This is a genomic window from Extibacter sp. GGCC_0201 (genome assembly GCF_017566055.1).
Lineage (GTDB): Bacteria > Bacillota > Clostridia > Lachnospirales > Lachnospiraceae > Extibacter.
Genome location: NZ_JABFCH010000028.1, coordinates 34,747 through 56,941, shown reverse-complemented (window position 1 = coordinate 56,941; position 22,195 = coordinate 34,747). Strand labels below are relative to the sequence as shown.

General features: G+C 49.5%; 19 protein-coding genes and 1 pseudogene. 14 read left to right on the top strand and 6 right to left on the bottom strand.

The window, feature by feature from the left end; all coding sequences use genetic code 11:
• Positions 1-125: 125 nt before the first annotated feature.
• Genes HJV72_RS16190 through HJV72_RS16165 form a run of 6 tightly spaced genes read right to left on the bottom strand, consistent with a single transcriptional unit; the run spans position 126 to position 5,677 of the window.
• Positions 126-893 (bottom strand): SDR family oxidoreductase, encoded by a 768-nt coding sequence (locus HJV72_RS16190; RefSeq protein ID WP_208072530.1) that lies wholly within the window; start codon positions 891-893, stop codon positions 126-128.
• A gap of 22 nt (positions 894-915) precedes the next feature.
• Complete coding sequence (gene rhaD / locus HJV72_RS16185) at positions 916-1,728, bottom strand: rhamnulose-1-phosphate aldolase (RefSeq protein WP_208072528.1); 813 nt, start codon at positions 1,726-1,728, stop codon at positions 916-918.
• Positions 1,725-3,236, bottom strand: coding sequence for a rhamnulokinase (locus HJV72_RS16180; protein WP_208072526.1), 1,512 nt, complete (start codon positions 3,234-3,236; stop codon positions 1,725-1,727). The genes rhaD and HJV72_RS16180 overlap by 4 nt, the downstream gene beginning before the upstream one ends.
• A gap of 17 nt (positions 3,237-3,253) precedes the next feature.
• Complete coding sequence (locus HJV72_RS16175) at positions 3,254-4,078, bottom strand: DeoR/GlpR family DNA-binding transcription regulator (protein ID WP_208072524.1); 825 nt, start codon at positions 4,076-4,078, stop codon at positions 3,254-3,256.
• A 25-nt stretch (positions 4,079-4,103) separates the two neighbouring features.
• Positions 4,104-4,709, bottom strand: coding sequence for a class II aldolase/adducin family protein (locus HJV72_RS16170; protein WP_066580322.1), 606 nt, complete (start codon positions 4,707-4,709; stop codon positions 4,104-4,106).
• A gap of 17 nt (positions 4,710-4,726) precedes the next feature.
• Positions 4,727-5,677: a 1-phosphofructokinase family hexose kinase gene (locus HJV72_RS16165; protein WP_208072523.1), complete on the bottom strand. Its 951-nt coding sequence runs from the start codon at positions 5,675-5,677 to the stop codon at positions 4,727-4,729.
• A gap of 419 nt (positions 5,678-6,096) precedes the next feature.
• Here HJV72_RS16165 and HJV72_RS16160 point away from each other — a divergent pair, with 419 nt between their 5' ends.
• The 14 genes and pseudogenes from HJV72_RS16160 (at position 6,097) to HJV72_RS16095 (ending at position 22,178) form a co-directional block, all read left to right on the top strand.
• Positions 6,097-7,599 (top strand): sugar ABC transporter ATP-binding protein, encoded by a 1,503-nt coding sequence (locus HJV72_RS16160; protein ID WP_330619019.1) that lies wholly within the window; start codon positions 6,097-6,099, stop codon positions 7,597-7,599.
• A gap of 4 nt (positions 7,600-7,603) precedes the next feature.
• Positions 7,604-8,599, top strand: coding sequence for an ABC transporter permease (locus HJV72_RS16155; protein ID WP_208072520.1), 996 nt, complete (start codon positions 7,604-7,606; stop codon positions 8,597-8,599).
• Positions 8,600-8,675: 76 nt separating this feature from the next.
• On the top strand, positions 8,676-9,680 hold the full coding sequence (locus tag HJV72_RS16150; RefSeq protein WP_208072518.1) for a sugar ABC transporter substrate-binding protein: 1,005 nt from the start codon (positions 8,676-8,678) through the stop codon (positions 9,678-9,680).
• A 166-nt stretch (positions 9,681-9,846) separates the two neighbouring features.
• Positions 9,847-10,887 (top strand): NAD(P)-dependent alcohol dehydrogenase, encoded by a 1,041-nt coding sequence (locus tag HJV72_RS16145; protein WP_208072516.1) that lies wholly within the window; start codon positions 9,847-9,849, stop codon positions 10,885-10,887.
• A gap of 31 nt (positions 10,888-10,918) precedes the next feature.
• Positions 10,919-11,686, top strand: coding sequence for a GolD/DthD family dehydrogenase (locus tag HJV72_RS16140; RefSeq protein ID WP_208072514.1), 768 nt, complete (start codon positions 10,919-10,921; stop codon positions 11,684-11,686).
• Positions 11,687-11,722: 36 nt separating this feature from the next.
• Complete coding sequence (locus HJV72_RS16135; RefSeq protein ID WP_208072512.1) at positions 11,723-12,565, top strand: transketolase; 843 nt, start codon at positions 11,723-11,725, stop codon at positions 12,563-12,565.
• 2 nt (positions 12,566-12,567) lie between these two features.
• Positions 12,568-13,518: a transketolase family protein gene (locus tag HJV72_RS16130; protein WP_208072510.1), complete on the top strand. Its 951-nt coding sequence runs from the start codon at positions 12,568-12,570 to the stop codon at positions 13,516-13,518.
• 9 nt (positions 13,519-13,527) lie between these two features.
• The gene (locus HJV72_RS16125) at positions 13,528-14,574 is read left to right on the top strand and encodes a zinc-dependent alcohol dehydrogenase family protein (RefSeq protein ID WP_208072508.1); all 1,047 of its coding nucleotides are present in this window, start codon (positions 13,528-13,530) and stop codon (positions 14,572-14,574) included.
• 136 nt (positions 14,575-14,710) lie between these two features.
• Positions 14,711-15,154: an RpiB/LacA/LacB family sugar-phosphate isomerase gene (locus HJV72_RS16120; protein WP_066580295.1), complete on the top strand. Its 444-nt coding sequence runs from the start codon at positions 14,711-14,713 to the stop codon at positions 15,152-15,154.
• Positions 15,155-15,311: 157 nt separating this feature from the next.
• Positions 15,312-16,922: a response regulator gene (locus HJV72_RS16115; protein ID WP_208072506.1), complete on the top strand. Its 1,611-nt coding sequence runs from the start codon at positions 15,312-15,314 to the stop codon at positions 16,920-16,922.
• A gap of 13 nt (positions 16,923-16,935) precedes the next feature.
• Positions 16,936-17,976 (top strand): sensor histidine kinase, encoded by a 1,041-nt coding sequence (locus HJV72_RS16110; RefSeq protein ID WP_208072504.1) that lies wholly within the window; start codon positions 16,936-16,938, stop codon positions 17,974-17,976.
• Positions 17,951-18,421 (top strand): annotated as a pseudogene (locus HJV72_RS20530) (ATP-binding cassette domain-containing protein); the annotation flags it as partial. The gene HJV72_RS16110 and the pseudogene HJV72_RS20530, both read left to right, overlap by 26 nt.
• 1,283 nt (positions 18,422-19,704) lie before the next feature.
• The gene (locus HJV72_RS16100; protein WP_243765678.1) at positions 19,705-21,231 is read left to right on the top strand and encodes a sugar ABC transporter ATP-binding protein; all 1,527 of its coding nucleotides are present in this window, start codon (positions 19,705-19,707) and stop codon (positions 21,229-21,231) included.
• Positions 21,231-22,178 (top strand): ABC transporter permease, encoded by a 948-nt coding sequence (locus HJV72_RS16095; RefSeq protein ID WP_330619018.1) that lies wholly within the window; start codon positions 21,231-21,233, stop codon positions 22,176-22,178. Before HJV72_RS16100 ends, HJV72_RS16095 begins: the two co-directional genes overlap by 1 nt.
• Positions 22,179-22,195 lie beyond the last annotated feature (17 nt).

Below are 22,195 nucleotides of genomic sequence, written 5' to 3'. Positions count from 1 at the left end.
GATGTAAGCCGCTGTCGGCGCACATTCCGCAGGGTTAGGGATACGTGAAATAGTCGGAGCCTCAGACGCATCGGAGCATCTCCCACCCGGCTCCCCGCCCGCAGCCACTTTACTTAACCCCACATTTACTGGCAGGAATAGGCTCCGTCTACAATGAGATCGCTTCCTGTCGTGTAGCCTGAGGCGTCCGACGCAAGATAAAGCACCGGCGGTATCAGCTCTTCAGGATTTCCCATCCGGCCAAGTGGCATGAGCGGTATCCATGCGTCTATCAGTTCCTGCGGTGACAGGTCGACAGACATCGGTGTGGCGATGTAGCCCGGGCTCAGTGAATTGACCCGGATGCCATATTGTGCCCATTCTACGGCCAGTGACTTGGTCAGGTGGATGACTCCTGCTTTTGAGGCGTTGTAGGAACACTGCCACTGTGGTATGTTGACGATGGTCCCCGACATAGAAGCCATGTTGATGATGCTGCCCTTTATGCCCCGTTCAATCATGATTCGCCCTACAGCGCGTGCCATGATAAATTCTCCAGTCAGGTTCGTGTCCACGACCTGGCGGAATTCCTCTACGGTTGCGTCCATGGTAGACTGATGCATGCAGATTCCCGCATTGTTGAAAAGAATATCGATGGTGCCGGAACGTTCCAGAATGGAGCGAAGCGCCTGCTCCACCTGTGGCTCGTCCGTGACATCGGCTCTGAGCTCGTAAGCGTTTCCGCCGTCTTTCGTAATCATATCCACCGTTTCTTTGGCGCCGGACCGGGAGATGATTACAACTTCCGCTCCTGCCTTGGCAAGGCCGCAGGCGATGACTTGTCCGATGCCGCGCCCGCCTCCGGTCACGATGGCTACTTTGCCGTCTAATCCAAATATATCCTGTAAATACATGATAGGGTCCTCCTTTTAGGTTCTAGTCAAGCCAGCCTTTCCTCGGTACTGCGTGGAACGTATCGGCGAGGGCTTTGAGCTGGTCTTTCGGTATCTCGTTCTTTCGCTCCAGATGGGCGATCTTCATATAGATTTCAGCAGCTTTCTCCACGGTTTCTATGAGGCCGAACGCTTCATCCAGCGTCCTGCCTGTGCCGAAGATGCCATGGTGTGCCCAGACGACGAGCCGGCAGTCCTTAATCTTCTCGGCCGTGGCCGCCCCGATGTCATTCGTTCCTGATACCATCCATGGTACGACGCCGATGCCGTCCGGAAATACGACGATACATTCGGTAATCATCTGCCAGAGCGTGCAGGTGAAATCGCGGTCATCGATGGAATGTACAAAGGTCATGGCAATCGTATTTGCCGGATGGCAGTGCATGACAACCTTATGTTCAGGATCTGCTTTCAGCCTTGCCATATGGTTCATGAGATGAGTAGGGAATTCGCTTGTCGGTAACGTATTGCCCTCAAAGCCCCAGAGCAGTTCCAGCTCTCTGCCATTCGAAGCTACTCTTACGATTCCAAGATTCCCCTCCGGGTCTTTGGTAACGTTCTTGAAATACTTTCCGGTCCCTGTCACGAGAAACAGGCGTCCGGCAAGCTCGGTGGCATCAAAATCTATCGGGATATTGCGGATGGTCTTGGAAAGGTCGAGATAATCTGCCAGCTCCTGTTCGTCCAGCAGACAGCTTATATTTCCGCCGTTCCTCTCGTCCCATCCGAGACGGTACATGTTAGCCGTCATATCACAGATATCGGTTATGATTGGTGATTCTAATATAGGTTTCATCTTTGCTCCTCCCTGGCGTCTCGCAGCGGCGCCGGTTCTGAATCGTTCGACAGTTTCAGAAATGCCTCATAATGCATATTCCACTCCTCCGTATTCTGAGGGGTATATTCTTTCGTCTGATAAGACGGCCTCATGATATCTTTTGCCTCATTGAGCGTAGCGGCAGCGCCTGTAGCGATGAGCTGTACGGTGATGTTGCCGATGGCAGTTGCCTCATCCGGACCGGCGATAACCTTGCGGCCCGTCGCATTGGCAGTGAACTGGCAGAGCATGGATGCTTTGGCGCCCCCACCCATCATATTGATGACAGGGAGTGCCTTGCCGGAGATATGTTCCAGCTGCTCGATGGTCCATCGGAACTTCATCGCAAGGCTTTCATATATGCAGCGAATGATCTCGCCCGTGGATTCTGGCCGTGTTCCATAGTGGTCCATACAGTACTGCCGTATTTTAACTGGCATATTGCCTGGCTCGTAGAACAGGTTCTCATCCGGGTCAAAAAGGAAGCCGAACGGCTTGGCGGCTTCGGCAAGCCGGCCTAGTTCTTCAAAGCTATAGTCCTGGCCGTGCTCTTTATAATATCGCTTCGTCTCCTGGATGAACCAGGAGCTCATCACATTGCGGAGCAGGCGGTGGTGGCCTTTGTAACCGCCCTCGTTGGCAAGGTTCGCCCGGTAGCCTTCCTCTGTGATGACGCAGGAATCCAGTTCCGTACCTATGAGCGCCCATGTGCCGCAGCTTATGAGGGCGCAGTCTGACGTGACCGGAGAAGAGAGATATGCGGAAGCCGTATCGTGTTCACATACGACAGATACGGGAAATCCTTTCGTCTCCATATATTTGTTGTAGCTTTCCTGCGTGCGTCCGAGCAGGGTGCCCGGCTTAGTCAAAGTGCCGAACAGGCTGCGGGGTATGGAATAGCTGTCCAGAATCTCCTGGCACCAGTCATCCTTCTTGAAATCATACAACTGGCTGACGGAAGACAGCGTGTATTCGGATATCGTCTTTCCAGTCAGGAAATTGATGAGCAGGTCGGGGATAAAGAGCAGCTTGTATGCGTTCTTCAATATGTATCCGTGGCCGTCCTCGCACATGGCGGCGAGCTGCATATAAGTGTTGAAGAGCGCATTCTGGTTGCCGCTTAAGCGGTAGAGCTGTTCTTTGGAAAGCCGTCCGTATATCTTCGCGGCGTGACGTTCGGTACGCTTGTCCCTGTAACAGCGCACCGGGGTGAGCAGCGCTCCCTTTTCATCGATAAACGCAAAATCATTGGAAAAAGAGTCGATGGCAAAAGAATCGATATGGTCGTCCGTCAGTTCTATCGCTTTTTTGATTCCGATGTTCATCTCTTTGTAGATGTTGATGATATCCCAGTACAGGCTGCCGTTAATCTGGTATGATACATTGTCGAACCTGTGGATATTCTGAATAGATGCCTTGCCGTTACCTACGGCTGCAAGGAAGAGCTTGCCTCCGCTTGCGCCCAGGTCAAAAGCCAGTATGTTCAATGTGGACCCTCCTCCCTCTAGCTTGTAATGATTTTAATATTATTCTTGGAAGTAATCGTACGTATGTTGCTGCCGGTCTGCGGCGTATAGTCATATTTGTCTGTCACGATATAATCGATCGCATCAAAATCGGACAGGTAGAAAGGTCCGTTAATCTCAAACTTTGTGTGGTCTGCCAACAGGTATGTCTCTTTTGACTTGGACATAAGTGCTTTCTTCGTATCGACCTCGTTGAGGCTGATGTCGGTAAGCCGGTTCTCAAGTGTAACACCGGTACAGGAGATAAAGGTCTTGTTCGGGAAAAAGTCCTCCGCACTTCTGATCGTCCTCGTTCCGTATACGGAATAATTGTTGCAGTTATAGAAGCCGGCCAGCGATATGAGCGACAAGTTGGGATTCTCGAGCTTGGCCGCCTCCAGCAGCACCTTTATGGAATTCGTGATGATAGTCAGATGAACTTCTCTTGGAATATAGTCCAGGAGAAACAGCGTGGTAGAACTGTTGTCGATGAAAATGGTATCCCGGTTCTCGATAAATGCAGCTGCCCTCTGTGCTATCTTTTTCTTTTCCGGTATATTTCTCACATGCCGGAGCGCGAAAGGATACTCGTTGTTGAGTATAGTGTCGCCGTACTTGGCAGAGGCTCCGACGGAACGGGAATTGCCGTTGGTTATGGCTCCGCCGTGGGTTCTCGTCAACAGGCCTTCGCTTTCCAGCTCTTTGAGATCCCGACGTATCGTCTCCTTGGACGTGTGAAGCATATCGGCCAGTATATTGACGCTTACGGAAGACTGTGACTTCAGCAGGTCGATGATTTTGGCTTTCCTTTCATGGCTATACATAATTCATACCATCCTTATTTAGAATTTAGATGAGGTTCTTCGTAATGGTACAGAAAGCGTCACACTCGATGCGCTCTAACATGCTGTAGGCAAGATAGATGCTAGGACCGGATACGACGACGCCGTGCTTTGGCATGATCATTCCGATTGGCTTCTTTTCGGCCAGCTCCCTGTGGTCTTCAAAATACTGGTATACGTTTCTGCTCAGCTCTTCGGAATAGGCTTTCGTCCATTCGATACATCCGACCTCGCCTCGTCCCATCGTGGCTTCTGTCACATTCGGAATCGGCTTGCACTGTGCCACGAACGGCATACAGTAGAACGGATGGGCATGTATCGTACATTCTATTTCTTTGAAGTTGCTGAGGATCAGCACGTGCATCAATCCTTCGCGGGAGAGCTTTCCTTCTCCTTCCAGTATGTTCTGGTCATAATCAATCAGAAGGAAATCTTCCGGCTTCATATTACAATGCTTATTCTCTGACATAAGTGACGGGGACATGAGGATGCGGTTATCGTCCACGCGTACCGCGAAGTTCCCCCCGGCAGCGTTCGTAAGCCTGCGTTCCCACATCAGCCGTGCTACTGTTACCATTTCCTGTCTCATTTCGTAATAAGATAAATTGCTCATACTTTTACTCCTTTACTTTAATATAATTGGCAGATTTTTTCAATTGTTACTTGGTTTTTCAATTCCATGGCGCGGCTATAATCATAGCCAGCCGAAAGCTGCGATTCGGCAGTAGCGGCTGAGACTCCTGTCGCAGTCCGTATCGTCTCTTCCATCTCATATCCCTTCGACAATCCGTATACGAACCCGGCAAGATAGCAGTCGCCGCAGCCTATCGTATTGATGACATCTACCCTCGGCGGGTGTACGCGGTATACCCCTTCCGGGGTCTTGACGATAGAGCCGTTCCCGCCCAGTGATACGGCAATAATCTCCACCCCATATCTGTCCAGAGAATCGATGGCTTTGATGATAGACGCGTCATCTTCCGGAATACTGTACCCGGCCAGCGTAGAGAGTTCGTCCAGATTCGGCTTGATCATATAAGGAGACTCCTGGATACACTCCTTCAGCGAGGCGCCGCTCGTGTCCAGGAAGAACTTCAAATCCCTGTCCCGGAAGGTGTGCAGAATCTTATTGTATATGGAAGGGTCGGGAGAATTGGATGCATCGCCGGAAAATATGAGGTAATCTCCGGGGCGGATGGCTTCTTTCATCGTAGACAGAAGATCTTCCAGCTCTTTTTCGGTGAGCGTGACACCGGATTCCGCGACAATCGTACAGTCGGCACTGTCCTCGATGAGGAGATAATTTGTTCTCGTCTCCCTGCAGCCTTCCATATAATGGTTGAACCGGACGTCGATGCCGTAATTGGAGAGCATCTGGATGACCTGTCTGCCGTTCTCGCCGTGGCATATGCCGAAGGCGTTATTATCCTGTCCCAGAAGCTTCAGGTTGATAGATACGTGTGTGCCTTTGCCGCCGATAGTATCTGTGGTTTTTTTGACCCTGTTTGTGACATTCTTCTCCAGCTCGTTCAAGTATAAGATCCTGTCGATGGCGGGGTTCAGCGTAAGGGTGTGAATCATAACATGCTCCTTTCTATGTACATCTTATATAAGAAATTAAGCATAAGATAACACAAAAACAAAAAGAAAACAATAAAAAACAAACAAAAAGTCAAAAAGAATAATTGAATGACGGTTGATAATATGAACTAAATATGAACAAAGATATAACTAAAAATGTACATTTTAACAAAAATCATAAAAAAGTGCCTGTCAAAGGACAAAAAAGTGACTTGACAAACAAGGGTCATAATATTATAATTTGTCCTATAATAAGCAAAATGCATAATAAATGCAAAATATTTGTCATAGAATCGTTAAAAATGCTAAGTTAGATATTGGCTCAAGCATAAACGGTCATAAACAGTAATAAAACAAATATGAGAAATTGCAAAAAATTGGTAAAAGCTGTGAAGTATATGAAAAGGGAGGAAAGAAGAGTGGAGAATATTAAAATGCGTGTCAGCGGAATTAATAAGTCTTTCCCGGGAGTCAAAGCTTTGGACAACATCGATTTTGCGGTAAGAAAAGGGACGGTGCATGCCCTTTGTGGTGAGAATGGTGCAGGAAAGTCTACGCTGATGAAGATTATCAACGGACTTTACAAACCGGACTCAGGACAGATATTCATCGACGAGAAGCCGGTGGAGATTAAGAATCCTATTCAGGCACAAAGCTACGGGATTGCCATGATTGCCCAGGAGCTGAACTATGTACCTGAGATGTCGATAGAAGAGAACCTGTTTCTCGGAAGGCTGCCGGTAAACAAGGTTGGTAAAATCGACTGGAGGAAAGTCCGCAAGGAGACGCTTAAGTTTCTCGAGCAGGAGAAGCTTCCGTATGATCCGGAGCAGAAGCTTAAGACGCTTACCGTATCTGATATCCAGATGCTGGAAATCATCAAGGCTATTTCTAATAATGCAGATATCGTAATCATGGATGAGCCGACATCGGCAATCACGAACAGAGAGGTTGAGGTGCTGTTTGAGAAGATTGCAGAGCTCAAGAGCCGCGGCGTAAGTATCATCTACATATCCCACAAGATGGAAGAAGTATTCCGCATCGCAGACGATATCACCGTATTGCGTGACGGCACGGTGGTCGAGACGCATCCGGCATCCGACATTGACCTGGACACTGTCATTGCACTGATGGTAGGGCGGAAGATGGAAAATGTATACCCGAAAGAAGAAGTGCCCGTCGGCGATCCGATTATTGAAATCAAAGATTTGGAGAGCAGGGGGGTATTCAAGGATATCAACTTCTACGCGAAGAAAGGTGAAATAGTAGGATTTGCAGGCCTGATGGGAGCAGGACGTACAGAGACGATGCGGGCAATCTTCGGCCTGGACCCTTATGACGGTGGAGAAATCAAAGTCCATGGCAAGCCGGTACAGATTAAGAAAGTAAGAGACAGTATCAACAACAAAGTAGTCATGCTGTCAGAGGACAGAAGGCGTTACGGAATCGTACCTATCAGAAGCGTTATGGAGAACGCAAGCATTTCAAGCCTTGACAAGTTCATCTACGGGGGCAGGAGCCACCCAAGAGAGGAGAAGAAGCTCGTCGGGGAATATTTTGACAAGATGAACGTCAAAACACCTTCGCTAGAGACTGCGATACAGGCACTTAGCGGCGGCAACCAGCAGAAGGTACTTCTCGCAAAGTGGATGCTGAGGGATCCGGATGTGCTGATTCTGGATGAACCAACCAGAGGTATCGACGTTGGCGCAAAGTTTGAGATATACAGACTGATGACCGAACTCGTGAAAGAGGGCAAGACCGTCATCATGGTTTCCTCGGAACTGCCTGAATTAATCGGAATGTGCGACAGGATTTATGTCATGAACAAAGGAATGATTACAGGATGTCTGAACAGGGACGAGTTCTCGCAGGAAACGATTATGAGATTTGCGACAGGTACAGAAAAAGCGGAGGTATAGGAAGATGAGTAAAGGTAAATTCAAAAACAGTAAGTTCGTAGAAAAATATTCTATTTTTATCGTGTTGCTGGCGATGTTCATATTATGTGCGGTGATGAATGAGAATTTCTTATCCGTGAACAACCTGACTAACGTTGCCCGGCAGCTGTCTGTAGGAACCATCATAGCATACGGGGAGATGCTCCTTGTCATCGCAGGGCTGATTGACTTGTCTGTAGGCTCCGTGCTGGCACTCTCCGGCGTGCTCTCGATCGCCTGTTACCAGTCCACCGGTTCCCTGGCACTGGCGCTTGTGCTGGCAGTCGTGATCGGAGTTCTGTGCAACCTTGTAAATGCGGTACTTGTAACACATTTTGATGTTCCGGCCTTTATCGCCACGCTTGCGATGCAGACGATGGCAAGGGGTGCGGCCCTCCTGTATACGCAGGGACAGAACCTGCTTCAGCTGAAGGATTTTACAATCTTCGGGCAAGGCAGCGTGGGACCGATACCGATGCCTATCATCTTCATGGTCGTCATCACCATCATCACCTGGTATATCATGAACCACACGAGATATGGCCGTTCCCTGTACGCGATCGGCGGCAACGAAGGGGCAGCTATCGCATCCGGCATCAATGTTAAGAAGAACAAGTACATTACATATATCATCAACGGCGTATTTGCGGGAATCGCGGGCGTATTGTTCATGAGCCGTGTCAACGCAGGGCTGCCGAACGGCGCGGTCGGATACGAGATGGAAGGTCTGACAGCCACCATCGTCGGCGGTACGAGCTTCTCCGGAGGCGTAGGAACGACGATGGGCACCCTTGCCGGTGCATTTATCATCGGTTTCCTGAACAATATCATGAACCTGACCGGAGTGGACTCCTACGTACAGCAGATAGTCAAAGGTGCCATCATCGCATTTGCGGTCGTTCTGGATATCCGTTCCAAGAATAAGAAGACGAGGAAAGTTATCCTTGTGGCAGAAGATGCCAAGAAAGAAGAGGCGAAGTAAAGCTTCCATCATAGAAATGAATGCATTAAGTGCAGAACTTTTACAATATGAAAGCAAAAAAAGGAGGATATTATCTATGAAAAAGAAAGTTATAAGCGTATTACTCTGCGCGGCAATGGTTGCTACTATGGCAATCGGATGCGGCAAATCAGACTCAGGAAGCTCTGACGACAAGAAAGATTCAGGAGACAAGAAAGACAGCTATAAAGTAGCTTATATCGCAAGAGCCCAGTCCGATTCATTCGCGGCATGGCTTGCAAATGAGCTGAAGGCTGAATTTGAAAACTATGACGATATGACACTGGAAGTATTTGACGGTGAAGCTAACGACGAAAAAGAGAACACGATGATTGAGAACGCTATCTCCAGCGGATTCGACGGCATCATCATCCAGGCGAACAACGGTGAGGCTCAGCTTCCTTATATCCAGCAGGTAGTTGACGCAGGAATCCCATGTATCACGACAAACCCACGTGTCGAGTGTGAAGGAACAGGTTCTATCGACGCCGATCCATACGAGCAGGCGAAAGTAAACTGCGACCTTGCTATCGACCAGATTCCAGAGAACGCAAAAGTTGTCGTACTGTTAGGGCCTGCAGGCAACTTCCACAGCACAGAGAGAAGAAATGCATGGGAAAAAGAATTCTTCGAGAAGAGACCAGACGTTGAGATTCTTGCAGAAGACATCGCTAACTGGAACAAAGACGAAGCTATGTCACTCATGGAAGACTGGGTACAGGCTTACGGCGATATCGATGCAGTCGTATCTATGAACGACAATATGGCAGCAGGCGCAATCGAAGTAGTAAAAGATAATGACAAATTTAAAGATATGCTGGCATACGGCGTTGACGGAACAGCAGAGGCTTGCCTGTTGATCAAAGAAGGCAAGATGACATCTACAGGCTTACAGTCAGCAATCGACCTGGCTAAGATGAACGCAGAAGCAATCCATTCTGTACTGACAGGCGAAAAGAAGATTACTGACATTAATGACAACGTTCCGGCTCCATTGATTACAAGCGACAATGTTGACGAGTATATCCAGATGTACAAAGACAACGGACAGATTAAAGAATAATAGAATGTCAGTAAATAAAAGTATATTGTAAAAGTAAAAAACTGGCAGGTCTTATGGCTTGCCAGTTTTTATACAAAAGATGCGCTGTCTCGTATGCGGGACATTTTATTTGACCTAAAAAAATCGAGAAAAATTTAACAATCCAGGAAAGGACAGGTGGTTTGGTATGAATAACAGAGCAGCTTATATGACAGATTTAGACAAAATGGAGATCCGCGATATCGAGATGCCGAAAGCCGGAGCAAAAGAAGTGCTTGTCGAGCTTGAGTATGTAGGAATCTGCGGTTCCGATGTGCATTATTTCCATGACGGGAGATGTGGCGATTACAAGGTAGAGGGAGACTTCATGCTCGGACACGAATGTGCCGGTACGGTCGTCGCCCTTGGCGAAGGCGTAGAGCATCTTAAAGTTGGTGACAAAGTTGCACTTGAGCCGGGTATCACGTGCGGCCAGTGTGAATTCTGCAAGACAGGGCGTTACAACCTGTGTCCGGACGTACAGTTTCTGGCGACGCCTCCGGTACAGGGCTGCTATGAGAACTACATCGCATTTCCGGAGAACATGTGCTTCAAGCTCCCGGATAATATCAGCACGAAGGAAGGGGCTCTTGTAGAACCTTTATCCGTAGGTATGCACGCAGCCAATCAGGGCGACGTAAAGCTCGGCGACTCCGTAGTAATTCTCGGCGCGGGCTGCATCGGCCTTGTGACGCTGCTTGCCTGCAAGGCACACGGCGCCACAGATATCACGGTAGTGGACGTGATTCCAAAGCGTCTTGACTATGCCCTGAAGCTTGGCGCGACCCGTGTCATCAACGGCAGAGAGATGGATGCGGTCGGGGAAGTAGATAAGCTTACAGATGGCGCAGGGGTGGACAAAGTATTTGAGACCGCCGGCTCTCCGATTACAATCCAGCAGACGCCGTACATGGTGAAAAATGGCGGTACTATTGTTCTCGTCGGGATATCCGCACAAGAGAAGATAGAGTATAACTTCGCCAAGATTATGGCAAAAGAGGCCAGAATCGAATCTGTATTCCGTTACAGAAACATATATCCACAGGCAATCGCAGCCATTGCGGACGGTATCATCGACGTATCCGGCATCGTGACGCATGAGTTTGACTTTGAGGATATCCAGGAAGCGTTCGACTGTGCGATCAACAATAAGGATGATGTCGTAAAAGCGGTAATCAAGATTAAGTAGCGGACAGGTACACCATGGAGGATGATTAGAGATGGATTACAGGAATTTTAATGAAGACTTCAGCCTCGCAGGCAAGACGGCTATCGTCACAGGGGCTGCAAGCGGTATCGGATTTGAGATTGCGAAGATGTATGCGAGAAAAGGTGCCAACGTCGTGAGCTTCGACTTAAGCGAACCAGCCGAACTGCCGGCGTATATGAAGAGTCAGGGTGTGGGTTACATGGCTTATGCGGGAGACATCACAAAGACAGAGGCGATTGAGGAATGTGTCGGCACGACCATGGAGACGTTCGGCTCCCTTGATATCCTCGTCAACTGTGCAGGGATTGGGGTAGTGGAAGGCGTGCTGGAGCATGATGAAGCGCTCTGGGATAAGACGCTTAGTATCAACCTGACAGGCACCGTGCGGTTCATGAAGGCCGCGGCAAAAGTGATGAAGGAAAACGGTGGAGGGAAGATTATCAACATGGGCTCTCAGGCAGGCGTGGTGGCGCTCGATGGGCATCTGACTTACGGCTGTGCCAAAGCAGCGGTCATCTATGCCACGAAACAGTTCGCAATGGAGCTGGCCCAGTACAACATCAATGTCAATGCCGTCTCACCGACGATCATCCTCACACCTATGGGCGAAGAGAACTGGAACAATGAGCGGGGAGAGGAATTCAAGAAGAAGATACCGGCCCACCGTTTCGGCTATCCGGAAGAAGTGGCGGCGTGCGCGGTGTTCCTTGCAAGTGACGCGGCAAGCCTTATCAACGGGGCGAACCTGGTAATTGACGGTGGATTTACAATCTGCTAAATGTATATGACTAATATCAGACGGAGGTTCTTAAAGATGGAAGAGAAAAGAGTGAAAGAACTGGCACTAACGGCAGCAAAGATAAGGAGAAAGGCGCTCGAGGCAATCGAAGCGGCCCACTCCGGACATGTAGGCGGTTCTTTTTCAGTAGCAGACATATTGGCAGTATTATACTTTGAGAAGATGCATATAGACCCATCTGACCCGAAGAATCCGGACCGTGACCGGTTCGTGTTATCCAAAGGACACTGTACGCCGACGATGTACGCGACGCTGGCGCTGAAAGGATACTTTCCGGTGAGCGACCTGATGACGTTCCGCAACGTGGACAGCTATCTGTCCGGGCATGTAGAGATGACGAAGGTTCCGGGTGTGGATATGTCGGCAGGCTCTCTTGGACAGGGCTTGTCTGCAGCGGTCGGCATGGCGCTGACAGGCAAGGTAGATAAGAAAGATTACCGTGTATATGCGGCCCTTGGCGACGGAGAGATTCAGGAAGGACAGATATGGGAGGCCGCCATGGCTGCCGGAAACTATGGCCTTGACAATCTAACGGTGTTCGTGGATAACAACAACCTGCAGATTGACGGTACGGTCGAAGCGGTAATGTCCCCCTATCCGATTGAGGATAAGTTCAAAGCGTTCAAGTGGAATGTGATAACGATAGACGGACATGATTATGAGCAGATTGCCGGTGCCATCGATGAGGCGGCAAAAGCAAAAGGCATGCCGACAGTAATCGTGGCAAAGACGGTAAAGGGCAAGGGCGTATCATATATGGAGAACAACGTGAAGTTCCACGGCGGCACTCCGACAGAAGAACAGTTCAGACAGGCATTTAGCGAGATCGATGCAGCTATCGCATCACTGGAGGTGTAATCATGGGAAATGTAATATCAACGAGAGAAGCATATGGAAGGGCTCTGTGTGAATTCGGAGCTGACGAGAAGATCATGGTATTTGACGCGGACCTTACGATCTGCACCATGTCCTGCTATTTTGCCGAGAAGTATCCGGAGCGTTTCTTTAATGCGGGCATCGCCGAGTGCAACATGGCCGGGATGGCTGCAGGTACGGCGGCGTCCGGCAAGACGGCTTTCATCCATACGTTTGCGATGTTCGCCGCTGGCAGGATATACGATCAGGTAAGAAACTCTATCGCCTATCCGGGACTGAATGTAAAGGTGGTTGGCACCCATGCCGGGCTGTCGGTAGGAGAGGATGGCGCTACCCATCAGTGTATCGAGGACCTGAGCCTGATGCGGACCATTCCGGGTATGACTGTCATCTGCCCGTGCGACGCGAATGAGACGCGGGAAGCGCTGAAGGCCATGATCGGTTATGACGGCCCGTGCTATCTGCGGCTCGGACGTTCCGGGGTAGAGTGCGTGACGGACAGTATGGACGGTTACACATTTGAACTTGGAAAGGGCGTACAGGTAAAAGACGGCGGGGATGTGACGATCATCGCCACGGGACTTATGCTGCAGGAAGCGCTGAAAGCGTCAGAGCTTCTTCAGGAAGAAGGAATCGGGGCAAGGATCATCGATCTGCACACCATCAAGCCGATAGACAGGGACATCATCATAAAGGCGGCAGAGGAGACCGGCGCCATCGTGACGACGGAAGAGCACAACATCATCGGCGGGCTCGGAGCTGCAGTATCTGAGGTGGTAGGCGAGACATGTCCGGTGCCGGTCGTAAAGCACGGTGTGGAAGATGAGTTCGGTCATTCCGGAACGGCTGAGGCGCTTATGGTGAAATACGGCCTGACGCCTGAGAAGATAGCGGAAAAGGCAAGAGAAGCGATTGCCCTGAAGAATAGAAAGTAGGTGTCTAGAATGGAAATGATGAAAGCAAATGTATATGACAAGCCGGGCCACTGCCAGATAACAAAAGTGCCTGTACCGGAAATTGCGCCTCACCAGGTGCTCATCAAAGTGATGTCCTGCGGCATATGCAAGGGTGCAGATGTGGCCCTGGCAGGCGGCGGGTTCCTGGCGGAATTCCCTCTGCTGAACGGACATGAATTTGCAGGATACATATATAAGGTAGGAAGCGATGTCAAGACATTCCAGGAAGGTGACCGGGTGACGGCAGACAATACGGTGCTCTGTGACGACTGCTACTACTGCAGGAAAGATGAGCCGCTCTACTGCGAGAACTTCTATTCCCTCGGCTGCAACGGCCCTGGAGGGTTTGCGGAATATGTCGCGGTGAACGCTGACAAGGTATTCCCGATCAGCGAAAACCTGTCCTTTAATGATGCTATATTTGCAGAGCCTACGGCATGTGCGGTCCATTCTATGGACCGGGTCCAGGTGCAGTTCGGAGATGATGTGCTCGTATACGGCTGCGGTCCTACAGGAATCATCCTGATTCAGCTCCTCATGCATTCCAATGCAAACCGGGTCGTCGTGTGCGGGCCGAGCCAGGATAAGCTGGACATATTGAAAAAATATGGGTGCAAGGAGACGATTCTCATGGACAGGAACGATCCGGGCGTACATGAGGCGAAGCTTAAGGAGATTGCGCCAAACGGATTCGACGTGCTTGTAGATACGACGGCAAACGTTGATGTCATGGAAAGCATGATCAAGTTCGGCAAGATGGGCGCAAAGTTCATGATGTTCGCTATGCCGCATGCCGGCGCGAAGTGGGCCATCGACCCGGAATACTGGTACCTGCACGAGATACAGCTCATTCCAACATGGGCGCAGACCCACTGTTTCGGACGCGCGCTGGAATATCTGGAGTCAGGCAAGGTACAGGTGAAAGACCTCGTCACGCACGAGATGCCTCTTGATGATTATGACAAAGGCATCGCGCTGGCTGCAAAAGGCGGTCCGGGAACGCTGAAGGTCATCCTGCATCCAAATTATGAATAAGTAGATTGGGTGAAGAAGCTGAATACGATTGAAAATCCCTTTACGAAAGAAACCGAAAGTAGACAAAACAGGAACACAATGCTAGAATATCGGTAGAATCAAAAAATAATCATATCGCATTCAGGAGGGAATTAAGATGAAGATTGCAATCGGCTGTGACCCAAATGCACAGGAGGCAAAGGAAGATTTAATTAAATTTATGGAAGCAAAAGGCTATGGAGAGATTACGGATTTCGGAAGTGATGACCCGATATATGCCAATACTGCTGTCAAAGTAGCAGAGGCGGTGGCTTCCAAAGAGTATGACCGTGGCATTCTTATATGTGGGACGGGCATCGGCGTGTCTATCGCTGCAAATAAGGTCAAGGGTGCATATGCGGCATTGGTTTCCGACGTATACTCTGCACAGAGGGCCCGCCTGAGCAACGATGCGAATATCGCATGTATGGGCGCGTTTACAACCGGTGGAAAGGTAAGGGAGCTGCTTGCGGAAGCATTCCTGTCTAACGAATTCGTGCCGGGTTGCTCTTCACAGCCAAAGGTAGATGCATTTGTAGAATATGATAACACGCGTGACTAGATCCGCGAGCAGAAGGCATGGAAAACACAGGCTTTAGTTGGCCGGTTTTCCGTGCTTTTTTATTGTCGTGGATTCTCCTTTATGAAAGTTTAAATTGTCTGAACATTATGATATAATAGAGTGGATTTTAGACGATACGAAAGAGAGGTTGCACGGTATGCTGAAGGTACTGATTGCAGATGATGAGAAGAAGGTGTGCCAGCTGATTGTCAATCTGGTGGATTGGAAAGCGTTTGGGCTTGAGATAGTCGGGGTGGTGAACGACGGGATATCAGCCTATAAGTTCTTGCAGGATAATACGGTCAATGTCATGATTACAGATATCCGCATGCCTGGCTGTGATGGGATGGAACTGATACAGAAGGCGAAGGTGCTGTATCCCGACATGTATATCGTTATCATCAGCGGATACAGCCAGTTTGATTACGCACAGAACGCTATCCGTTATGGGGTGGAGGATTATCTTCTGAAGCCGATACGCAAGAAGGATCTGACTGCAACGCTTAAGAAGATTATCGAGAAATGCAGGGAAGAGATTCTGGACGCACAGAAGTGGGAAGATATGCAGAAGAGGCTGGAAGAAAATGAAGAGCGGGTGAAGGGCAGCTTCCTGGAGGATCTGCTGAAACGGCCGGAAAAGTTTGGCGGCTTCTATCCGCTGGACCGGATCAACAGGGAATACCATTACCAATTTCAGGACATCTGCTATCAGACCTTCATCATCAAGGCCATACCGGTAAAGAGGAAAGAGGATTCGGATACGAGACGGATTCTGCTCCAGAAGGGGACGGAAATCGTAAAGGAAGCGTTGGAAGGTATGTATGGCGAGGCGGTAACCGGTGTGGTTGACGGGGATATATGCGGGATACTCAACGGAACGGAAGAAGATATGAAGAAGGCGGCCCGCAAGCTCAAAAAGGTGAAGCTGGACATATCAAGGCTGCAGGATGTGTTCGAGGAGGTGCAGGTGTACGTCGGGCTTGGCGAAGAGACCGGGAGCATGCAGAACATACGGAAGAGCTTCGAGTCGGCAGAACAGGCGGTGCAGCAGAGGTTCTATTACGGGGAAGACTTCCTGTTGAAGGCCCCGCACGGAGAAAAATACAAAGAGATGGTTGGAGAGATTATCGATAACGCATGCAAGAAGCGTTTCCTGAACTATATCGAGATTATAGACCTTGAAAGCATTGAGGGGGAACTGGATAATCTGGAAAGGCTGCTGCTGGAAAGTCCTGAGAAAGACGGCCGGCTCGTCTCAGGAATATACAAGGAAGTCCTGACGCTGTTCTATTTTGGTACACATAATTATAATATTGCCATACCGGACCAGTATCCGGAACTACTGAAGCACCTGGAGGTGCTGGGTACCATCCATGAGGCGGTTGGTTATCTGAAGCAGTATATGCTGCGTTCTCTCATGCACTGGATGGAGGAGAAGAAGTATGTGGAATCGAGGCCGATCAGGCAGGCGAGACAGTTTATCGGGGACAACTACTACCTTCCGCTGACGCTTGAGACAGTGAGCAGAGAGATTGGATTCAATCCTACATATTTTTCGGGAATGTTTAAGAAGGAGACCGGAAAGAACTTTTCAGATTACCTGAAGGAGATAAGGATAGAGAATGCGAAGAATATGCTCTTGAATACAGAGCAGCAGGTGGAGGACATATCTTTTGCGGTCGGATACTCGGATATCAAGTATTTCTCCAGGCTGTTCAAAAAGCTGACGGGAGTCACTCCTACGGAGTTCCGCAGGCTGTACAATTAGAAGGAGGCACAGGATGAAAAGGAAAGCGCTTTCTGCAAGGGTGGCAGTTGTCATCACCTTGCTGCTGCTGTCAGGCATCATCAATATAGGGATATTAAGTATTATCTTTTCTGAGGGGGCTGTCTCTGCAACGTTCATGGGCACCGTCATACTGGCAGAGGTTATCGTGCTCCTCATCTTGACCTATCTGGCGGCAGAGTACGTGCTGAAGCCGTATCAGGAGATGAGGCGGCTTTACCAGCGCTTTATTGACGGACAGGTGTATGAAGAACTGTTCGATGCGGAGTATGAGCTGATGCCGCAGTGGTGTGAAGTGATGAAGAAGATACGGCATCTGCTGAACAAGCAGGATGCCATACGGATGTCCAAGAAGCAGGCGGAATATCTGGCGCTGCAGAACCAGATCAACCCTCATTTCCTGTATAACACGCTGGAGGCGATCAGAGGGGATGCCATCTGTGCAGGACTGGACAGCGTGGCGGAGACGACGGAGGCCCTCTCTATCTTTTTCCGGTACTCTATCACAGGAGTGGACAGGCTCGTCACGCTGGAAGAAGAGATAGACAATGTAGAGAATTATTTTACCATCCAGCATTACAGGTTTGGCGAGAAGCTGAAGCTTCAGATTACCTATCCGAAGGAGGAGGAAGTCCTGCAGCTTCGTCTGCCGAAGCTCACGATCCAGCCCTTTGTTGAAAATGCAATATACCATGGGCTGGAAAAGAAAGTTAATGGCGGCGTGGTAAGGGTGAAGGTTGATACGACGGAGCATAAGCTGTTGATAACTGTCTCTGACAACGGTGTCGGGATGCCTGAGGAGCAGGTGGAAAAGATTAACGGTTACTTTGAGAAGGTGGCGGTCAGCTATGTAGGGGATGACCGGAAGAAAAAGGGCGGCATCGCCATGAAGAATGTCAACAGCAGGATCAAGCTGCTGTTCGGGGAAGACTATGGAGTGCATGTATACAGTGTTGCAGGCATCGGTACAGATGTAAAAGTAATGCTGCCCAGATTAAGGCGTGGTGAATATGAAGAGAGAACGGCTGAGGATTGAAAATATCAGAAAAGGCAATCTTCTCAAACGGATTGAGCTCCAGGTGTTCGAGGGCGAGATTATCCATTGTGTGTTTGACAATATACAGGAGAAGACGTCATTCCTGGATATTTTGACAGGGTCGCAGAAGGCTGATTACGGAAGGGTGTACTATGAGGAAAAAGGCATACCCGAAAAAGATACGGCACGTGTGCTGAAGAGGCGGGTTGCGCTCATATCAAGGGAGAGCAGGCTTATCGACTCTGTGTCCATGGAGGAAAATATGTTCCTTGTACGGCCGCAGGTGAAAGGACACTGGGTTAAAAGAAGAAACTACAGGAAAGAGGCCGCAGAGCTGTTTGAAGAGTTTGGACTGGAGATAGACATGGAAAAGCCGATGGCGCGGCGTTCTGTATTTGAGAAAGTGCAGATAGAGATTATGAAAGCCTATCTGCTTGGACAGAAGATTATCATACTGACTGCCCTCAGCATCTGCCTGAGCGACGCGGAGATGAGGAAACTCTGGCAGCTTCTGGAGAAGCTGCGCGGCAGAGGCCTTTCCTGCCTTGTCGTAGAACCGCTGGAGGATATCAATTTTATCTATACGGATACGGTAGTGGTCATAAAGCATGGCAGGACGTGCGCGGTAAAGGATGTGGGCGACTGCGACTATACGACGCTTCACACAATCCTTTACCGTGATGAGATGGAGAAGAATGCGGAGGACTGGAAACGCGGCACAAAAGAAATGTCCGGGGAAGGGGTCAGCGTACAGGACATTTGCACGGGCTACCTCAGACATGTCTCTTTCTCTGTGGACAGAGGGGAGATTGTAAAGCTGTTCTGCATAGACGAGCGCAGCTATGACGAGGTCACCGGCTTTCTGAAGGGCGAGTCGGAGGCAGTGTCGGGCAGGCTGTGCATCGGCAGTGCGCAGAAGGCTGTCGGGAAAGTGGTGGCGGGTGTGAAGGACCGGATCGGCGTCGTGCAGGGCAACCCCGGAACCGCTTCATTATTCGAGGAGCTGTCCGCCATGGATAATCTGCAGATACTGCTGTCACAGAAGGTGAGCGGGATGTGGATGATTCCGAAGTACAGAAAGAGCATCCGGAAACTGCTCGGCGGCATCATATCGGACGATGTATATGCAAGGAAGGTGAAGGACCTGTCCCCGGCGGATGTACAGCGGATCGTGTACTGCCGCTGGCTCATCTATTCCCCGCAGCTGCTTGTCTGTATCCAGCCCTTTGCCGAGGGGGACATTCAGGCGAGGGAGACGGCAAGGGAGATGATATATATGCTGGAGAAAAGAAACATCCCCGTCCTGATCATCACCTCCAACACAGCAGAGCTGAACTACTGCCGCGGGAGGGAGCTGTATATGCGGCACGGCAGGATGATAAGCAAAGAAGAGGCTTATGAGTTCCTGTATTCAGAACTGTGATGAATGAAGAAAAACGAAGTGGATGTATGATATCCGGACTGTATCCTGTGATATCCCCGCCTGGCGGGGATATCATTTTTTTGTTCAATAAGGTAAAACATGCCATTTTTTTATATATTTAGAACTTGGACAATATAGACAAAAATATAACGAATCAATAAAAGTTATTATGTAAAACATCTAACTTCTGAAGATTGTCCCCCCTATTGTGAAGATGGTTAGTAGGAGGCAGGAGAGTAGTATGATACGATGCATGCATCGAGAGGAACCTGTGAACGGTGATAAAAGATATGGGAGGAAAAGTTATGAAAAATGAGGAAAAAGCGCAGGATGGACTTGTGCTTGAAGCGCGTAATATCACAAAACGTTTCCCGGGGGTCCTGGCATTATCTAATGTGAACTTCAGGCTGATCAAAGGCAGAGTACACGCGCTTATGGGAGAGAACGGGGCCGGCAAGTCGACGCTGATGAAGATCATTGCAGGCATCTATCAGGCAGATGAAGGAGATATCTATCTGCATGGTGAAAAGGTCGCGTTCCATACGCCCAAGCATGCGCTTGGCCATGGCATTTCCATGATACACCAGGAACTGAGCCCTATACTGGATATGACGATAGCCGAGAACCTATTTCTTGGAAAAGAATTCTGCAAAGGGAAGCTGATCGATTATAAGACGATGAACCGGGAAGCTGCCGAACTGCTCAAGAAGGTAGGGGTCGACCTGCCCCCGGGAAGGCTCATGAAAGAGCTCACAGTGTCACAGATGCAGATGGTAGAAATTGCCAAGGCGCTGTCCTATGATGCGGAAGTTATAATAATGGATGAACCTTCGGCGACGATAACGGACAGGGAAGTCGCCAGCCTGTTCGGGATTATCCGCAGCCTGAAGGAAGACGGAAGGTGTATCGTCTACATCACCCATAAGATGGACGAGGTATTTAAGATTGCGGACGAGATAACCGTATTCAGAGACGGACAGTATATCGGTACATATGACGCCGGTGAGATAGATGAAAATGAGCTTGTCGTCAAGATGGTGGACAGGGAACTGACCGAGATATATCCGGTACGTTCAAACAAGCCAAAGGAGGTTGTGCTGAAGGTGGAGAACCTCAGCCAGGAAGGGGTATTCGATGACATTTCCTTTGAGCTGCGAAGGGGAGAGATACTTGGCTTTTCCGGACTGATGGGGTCTGGAAGGACAGAGGTGATGAACGCCTTGTTTGGCATCACGCAGCCGACCGGAGGCGCTATCTGGGTCAATGGAGAGAAGCTTGAGAAGCCCAGGCCGGGAAAGGCGATATCGAAAGGAATCGGCTATGTGACAGAGGACCGGAAAGGAAACGGGCTCGTCCTGGACATGAGCGTCTACGATAACATGGTACTGCCGTCTCTTGGAAAGCTGTCCAACAGGATGGGGGCCATCAACCGGAGACAGGCCGTCAAAGTAGCAGAGGAATACAAAGACAAGCTGAACATCAAGACACCGAATATGCAGCAGATGGTGAAGCAGTTAAGCGGTGGAAATCAGCAGAAGATCGTGCTGGCGAAATGGCTGCTGCAGAATCCGGATATATTGATATTTGATGAACCTACGAGAGGCATCGACGTCGGGGCCAAGACAGAGATATATAAGCTGGTGGCTCAGCTTGCACAAGAAGGGAAGGCGATTATATTCATTTCCTCAGAGATGCCCGAGATTCTGGGCATGTCTGACCGTGTCGTCGTATTTTATGAAGGAAGAAAAAAGGGAGAGCTGGCAAGGGAAGAGGCTACGCAGGAGAAGATCATGATGTATGCTTCGGATGTCGATGAAGGAGGAATGCAGTGATGAAAGAGATGACAAAGAGGTTTGACCGGAATTGGGTTCAGACATATATGCTTATATTTATCGTAATTGGGCTTGGGATTATACTATCGTTTATCTCGGGCAACTTTTTGACAGGCACGAACCTGCTGAATGTTCTGCGGCAGATATCGATCAATGGAATACTGGCTATCGGGATGACAATCGTATGCCTGACCGGAGGGATAGACTTGTCGGTCGGTTCTATCGTGGCATTTTCCGGTATCATAGCAGCGGGCCTTCTGCGGGACAAGGAATACCCGATTGCGCTCATCGTGCTGATTGCAATTGCAATCGGCGGGCTGCTCGGACTTTACAACGGTTATTTCGTGGCATACTGGAATGCGGCGCCGTTCGTCGTCACCCTGTCTATGATGACGATAGCAAGAGGTATGACTTATGTATACAGTACCGGTCGACCTATTTCAAACCTGCCCACGGAATTTCTGGCCATCGGCAAAGGCAGCATTGCAGGCGTACCGGTGCCGACCATCATACTTATCATCGTGTTCATACTGGCTAGTGTCATGCTCACAAAGCTGAAGTTCGGCCGTTACGTATATGCGGTCGGTGGAAATGAAAATGCGGCCATGGTATCCGGCATCAATGTAAAGCGTATAAAGATGATGGTCTATGTGCTGAGCGGCATTGCCTGCGGAATCGCGGCCATCATATTGACGGCACGTGTGTCTGCAGGGCTGCCGACAGCGGGTGAGAGCTATGAACTGGATGCCATCGCTGCCACGGTTATCGGAGGCACAAGCCTGTCCGGAGGACGTGGAAGGCTCTGGGGCACGATAGTCGGAGCTATCTTATTAGGTATTGTGAACAATGGGCTGGACTTGATGAACGTGTCATCGTTCTATCAGCAGATTGTAAAAGGGTTGATTATTCTCGGGGCGATATTAATCGATTCAAAACGTAACCAATAATAACAGGAGGGAAAGTT

Bases quoted from the DNA above. Each gene is read 5' to 3' on its own strand.
- HJV72_RS16175 (WP_208072524.1), bottom strand. From the start codon at position 4,078: ATGTATAGCCATGAAAGGAAAGCCAAAATCATCGACCTGCTGAAGTCA.
- HJV72_RS16120 (WP_066580295.1), top strand. From the start codon at position 14,711: ATGAAGATTGCAATCGGCTGTGACCCAAATGCACAGGAGGCAAAGGAA.
- HJV72_RS16125 (WP_208072508.1), top strand. From the start codon at position 13,528: ATGGAAATGATGAAAGCAAATGTATATGACAAGCCGGGCCACTGCCAG.
- HJV72_RS16135 (WP_208072512.1), top strand. From the start codon at position 11,723: ATGGAAGAGAAAAGAGTGAAAGAACTGGCACTAACGGCAGCAAAGATA.
- HJV72_RS16095 (WP_330619018.1), top strand. From the start codon at position 21,231: ATGAAAGAGATGACAAAGAGGTTTGACCGGAATTGGGTTCAGACATAT.
- HJV72_RS16110 (WP_208072504.1), top strand. From the start codon at position 16,936: ATGAAAAGGAAAGCGCTTTCTGCAAGGGTGGCAGTTGTCATCACCTTG.
- HJV72_RS16150 (WP_208072518.1), top strand. From the start codon at position 8,676: ATGAAAAAGAAAGTTATAAGCGTATTACTCTGCGCGGCAATGGTTGCT.
- HJV72_RS16100 (WP_243765678.1), top strand. From the start codon at position 19,705: ATGAAAAATGAGGAAAAAGCGCAGGATGGACTTGTGCTTGAAGCGCGT.
- HJV72_RS16170 (WP_066580322.1), bottom strand. From the start codon at position 4,709: ATGAGCAATTTATCTTATTACGAAATGAGACAGGAAATGGTAACAGTA.
- HJV72_RS16155 (WP_208072520.1), top strand. From the start codon at position 7,604: ATGAGTAAAGGTAAATTCAAAAACAGTAAGTTCGTAGAAAAATATTCT.
- HJV72_RS16140 (WP_208072514.1), top strand. From the start codon at position 10,919: ATGGATTACAGGAATTTTAATGAAGACTTCAGCCTCGCAGGCAAGACG.
- HJV72_RS16165 (WP_208072523.1), bottom strand. From the start codon at position 5,677: ATGATTCACACCCTTACGCTGAACCCCGCCATCGACAGGATCTTATAC.
- HJV72_RS16115 (WP_208072506.1), top strand. From the start codon at position 15,312: ATGCTGAAGGTACTGATTGCAGATGATGAGAAGAAGGTGTGCCAGCTG.
- HJV72_RS16130 (WP_208072510.1), top strand. From the start codon at position 12,568: ATGGGAAATGTAATATCAACGAGAGAAGCATATGGAAGGGCTCTGTGT.
- HJV72_RS16190 (WP_208072530.1), bottom strand. From the start codon at position 893: ATGTATTTACAGGATATATTTGGATTAGACGGCAAAGTAGCCATCGTG.
- HJV72_RS16145 (WP_208072516.1), top strand. From the start codon at position 9,847: ATGAATAACAGAGCAGCTTATATGACAGATTTAGACAAAATGGAGATC.
- rhaD (WP_208072528.1), bottom strand. From the start codon at position 1,728: ATGAAACCTATATTAGAATCACCAATCATAACCGATATCTGTGATATG.